Source organism: Komagataeibacter kakiaceti JCM 25156 (genome assembly GCF_000613305.1).
In genome coordinates this window covers 1-4,095 of sequence record NZ_BAIO01000187.1, presented here as the reverse complement: position 1 = coordinate 4,095, position 4,095 = coordinate 1, and the positions used below count along the sequence as shown (strand labels likewise).

Below are 4,095 nucleotides of genomic sequence, written 5' to 3'. Positions count from 1 at the left end.
AGACTGCCGCAGCGTGCCGACCGCGTTGTTGAAATCCGCCCGCAGCGGCTGGTAGGCCTTGGGCAGTTCGCCCCTGACTTCACACGTCAGATCCTTGCCCGCAACGCGGGCCATGGTCGTGCCGAAGCTTTCGCAGACGAGCTTCTGTTCCTTCTCGATCGCGCTGGCCTGCCCTGCCAGCTTGGCCTTTTCCGCCTCGTCGATATAGACGGAAATGGCCAGATCCATATCCAGCAACACCGCCTTGGTCAGACTGCCCAGCGCCTCCCCGAACGCCGCGGCACTCATGCCCCCATCGGGGAACAGGCGACGTTTGGGAAAATGTTCCTTGATCGCCGCCTTGACGAGGTGGTCAAGGATGATGCGTAGCCGCCGATATACCATCGGAAATATTTCCCCAATGACCTTCCTGCGCCGTCTTTGCGCGATCAATATCTTTCTCGGTTGAGAAAAACTTCCTAGTGTCCGGTGTTTTCCTGACCTGCTGATAGAATTTATCAAGCGCAATAGGCAGTTCCCGCCGCACCAGTGCCTTGAGCGAACGGAGCGCCGCGCAGCTTTGCGGGGTCATCTGCATGAATTCCAGGCGTTCGCTGACGGCCAGGATTTCAGCCTGCACTCTGTCTGCTTCGGCTATTTTGCGTAGCGTATCGGGCATTGGGCACTCCGGAGAGGTCTATTCGGGGTTTCGATTATCATACAATCGTGATATATGTTAATGCAACCTTCTCAATAACATCTTCCGGGCACGGTAATAAATAGTGTAGTTGGAAATCCAGAAAACGGGCAGGTTAACGACGCGCCCGGACAGCCGGAAAAACCGCGCGAATACCAGTCGCCTTACCCCCCAATGCCACCGGAGCCTGACACCCCTTCACCCCCTGACCGCCTTACGGAAGCGAAAACGGAGACGACGATAATTTATTAACAATTCGATATTAGATTGGATGCGGGAACGGTTGCCATGAACAGTCCACACCGCCAATAGAACAGCACCAGACATTTCCATCACTGAGCCAGATAATTATTACCTGTTTTTCGAGGATTATGTGTTACACTCCCTTACATCCCGCATCATTGCCGTTGGGTCCATAGTCAGTATCAGCATGGTCTGTCTTTCGGGGCTGCTGCTGTCCGCGTCCCATAATATGACGGCCAGTTTCGAGTGGAATTCCCGCAAGCAGAAAATTACCGAAATCATGTCGGAAACGCTTTCGGATTTACGCGAAGCGCAATCCGAAGAGCGCGGCTATCTTCTGACCCGGAATGCCTCGTTCGCGGAAAACTTTGATAATCTCATCAACGGCATTACTTCCAGGGAAACACTTCTCGAACAGCTGGTCAGGGACAATCCGCTACAGTACAAGCGCTCCATGGCGCTGCAGGTGGCGGTGTCACAGCGGATCCTGACCATAAAACAACTGATAGACCTGGCGCGTGAAGGGCGTTTTGATGAAGCCCGAACCGAAGTCCTGAGCGGACGCGGGCGCGTTGACATGGGGCTTCTGGTTCAGCAGATAAACGAAATACAGGAAACCGAGCACGAATTACTTCTGGAGCGGATCGCAACCCTGAAAGCCCACGCCGCGTGGAACCAGCAACTGGTCATTGGCGGCACCCTTATCATCATCCTGCTGGTCGGCGGCCTGCTTCTTCTTGTCATGCGTGGCATCCGCAACCCCATACGGATGATCCTGCTCGCCATGTCGGATTTCGGGAATGGAGATCTCAAGGTGCGGGTCAATGGCCTTATGGGCTGCACCGAATTCGATATGCTCGCGCATGGTTACAATACCATGGCAGACCGGCTGGAAGATGCGGTGGAAGCACAGGAAGCCAGTGACCGCAAACTTGTCGCCGCCAATGCGGAACTGACACATAACAGTAACGTCCTGAAAAACCGTGGTCAGTCCCTGGAATTATTGGGCGAAATGGCGCATCGCCTGCAGGCCGCGCGCACGGAACAGGAACTTTCCGCTATTGTTTGCGCATTTGTTCCCCGCGTCATACCGGGCATGAATGGCGCGCTTTACGCACATAATAATGCACGCAACCTGTTGCTGCGCATTGCCCACTGGGGCAACATTTCGGATGAGCATGAAAGCCTTACGCCAGATTCCTGCTGGGCACTGAGACTGGGGCAGAGCCATTCCGTTTCACCACACAGCAATGATGTCGTCTGTTCCCATGTAAAAAAGGACGTGACCGCCTATCATTGCGAACCATTACTTGCAAGTGGCGAAGTCGTAGGGCTATTTTATCTTCAGGGCATTGTTGCGGAAGACAATCGCTTTCTTCTCTCGGCGCTTATCGAGAATATAGCCTCGGCGCTTGTCAACCAGAAGCTGCAGCGGGATCTGCGTGAGCAGACCATCCGCGATCCCCTCACCGGGCTGTACAATCGCAGGTATATGGAAGAGATGCTCGGTTTCGAAATCGCGCGCTCGCGCAGGGAGAACACGACTTTCGGGATCATCATCGGTGATATTGATCACTTCAAGAAGGTGAATGATGATTTCGGGCATGATGCGGGCGATGTCGTGCTGTGCAGCGTTGCGGCGGAAATACAGAATTCATTCCGTAGCAACGACATTGTATGCCGGCTGGGCGGTGAGGAATTCCTTATTATCAGCGCGGTAGATTCACTTGATACGCTCGTCATGCACACGGAAAGACTGCGTACGGCCCTGGCGACGCTCGAACTCCACCACGGCGGGAAAAAACTGCGTCAGATAACCATGTCCTTCGGCATTGCCTTCTGGCGGAAGAGTACATTCACGAATGGAGCTGCCATTATCAAGGCCGCCGACGAAGCGCTTTACCGCGCCAAAAGCGAAGGAAGAGACCGAATTATTGTTGCTACATGATGCAACGTGTTCATTCTGCCCAAATTATGTTCCATGATCAATCAATGAACAAAAACAATGAAAGTTTCTGGGTGCCGCTCTTTTTCAAAAAGGCGGCATCTTCTGAAGCTTTTTGAAGAAAGCTTTACCAAAAACTTTCTTAATGATTACATATGGGCAAAACTGGCTGTACAATCTGAAACAGTCACAGTATATATGACATTCTAAAAAAATAACGTCCGCACATCGCGGCATCAAATCTCCCGGAAATCCCGCTCACAGGCCCGTAACGCCTTCGACAGCCCAGTTCCAGTTATAGATCGCCGTATCCGCCATGGACTGGCCCGCCGCCACGCGAAGATGGCCATGGCTGTCATATAACGGCCCGGTAAATGGCTGCCACCCGCCAATGATACGCGCCCGCACGGCATCGGCCTGCTGCTGGACGGACACGGGCACATTGCGCCCCCATGCATCACGGTCCACCCCGCCACCAAGTGGCAGCAGGAATTCCCCCGGCGTCCATGTGCCATTCAGACGCGCCCTGACCTGTTCCACATAGAAGTGACTGAAATCCGCCACGACCGAACTGACATAGTGGTCCGGACCGAAGCGGCGCATGTCGCTGTTCCACATCGCCGCCCAGACACCCGCCTGCTCCGCAACCCGCAGATAGGCCGGTTCATCCATGATCCCGCACAGGAAATCACACCCCGTGCCTACCAGCGCCTGCGCGGCCTGCGTGGCCGCCTGCGGGTCGAACCATGCGTTGATGGACATGACCTGCACCGTCGCCCGCGGGTTCACGCTCCGCGCGCCCAGCAGCGTGGCATTGGCCCCGGCGTAACAGGAGGGCAGCGGAAAGGACGCGATATAGCCCAGACGCCCCGAGCGGCTCAGCAGACCGGCCGCCACGCCAATCACATAACTCGGGTACCAGTGGGCCAGATAATACCACCCCAGATTGGGGCCGGGATTGCGTCCGTCACATTCCATGAAGGCGACCTGCGGCGCGCGCTCCGCTACATCGCGCAGAAAATCACCATAGGAGGATGTGGCAAAGACCATCTGCGCGCCTTCCGCCACGAAATGGCGGAAAATCCGCTCGGCATCGGCGGAATAGGGAATCTCTTCCACATACATGGTCTGGAGCGCGGGAAACGCGGCCCGCAGTTTCTGCATGGCCTGATGGTGCAACGTGTCCATCCACCATCACTGACCGGGCCAACATGCCCGAAGGCGATCAGGG

Annotated in this window: 3 protein-coding genes and 1 pseudogene; 1 reads left to right on the top strand and 3 read right to left on the bottom strand. The window is 55.4% G+C overall.

Going from position 1 to position 4,095, the window contains the following annotated elements:
• Nucleotides 1–384, bottom strand: a 384-nt coding sequence (locus JCM25156_RS23365) for a chemotaxis protein (RefSeq protein WP_034959286.1), incomplete at its 3' end; no start/stop codon positions are given.
• Nucleotides 353–658 carry a protoglobin domain-containing protein gene (locus JCM25156_RS10240; RefSeq protein ID WP_025813012.1) on the bottom strand — a complete coding sequence of 102 codons (306 nt, stop codon included), beginning with the start codon at nt 656–658 and terminating at the stop codon, nt 353–355. The genes JCM25156_RS23365 and JCM25156_RS10240, both read right to left, overlap by 32 nt.
• Nucleotides 659–1,148: 490 nt before the next feature.
• Here JCM25156_RS10240 and JCM25156_RS10235 point away from each other — a divergent pair, with 490 nt between their 5' ends.
• A complete protein-coding gene (locus tag JCM25156_RS10235; protein WP_159104985.1) occupies nt 1,149–2,867 on the top strand; it encodes a sensor domain-containing diguanylate cyclase in 1,719 nt (572 codons plus the stop codon).
• A gap of 255 nt (nt 2,868–3,122) precedes the next feature.
• On the opposite strand, the pseudogene JCM25156_RS23360 reads toward JCM25156_RS10235, so the two are convergent.
• Nucleotides 3,123–4,095 (bottom strand): annotated as a pseudogene (locus JCM25156_RS23360) (BMP family ABC transporter substrate-binding protein); the annotation flags it as partial.

Excerpts from the sequence above, each read along its gene's own strand:
- JCM25156_RS10240 (WP_025813012.1), bottom strand. The coding sequence starts at position 658 with ATGCCCGATACGCTACGCAAAATAGCCGAAGCAGACAGAGTGCAGGCT.
- JCM25156_RS10235 (WP_159104985.1), top strand. The coding sequence starts at position 1,149 with ATGACGGCCAGTTTCGAGTGGAATTCCCGCAAGCAGAAAATTACCGAA.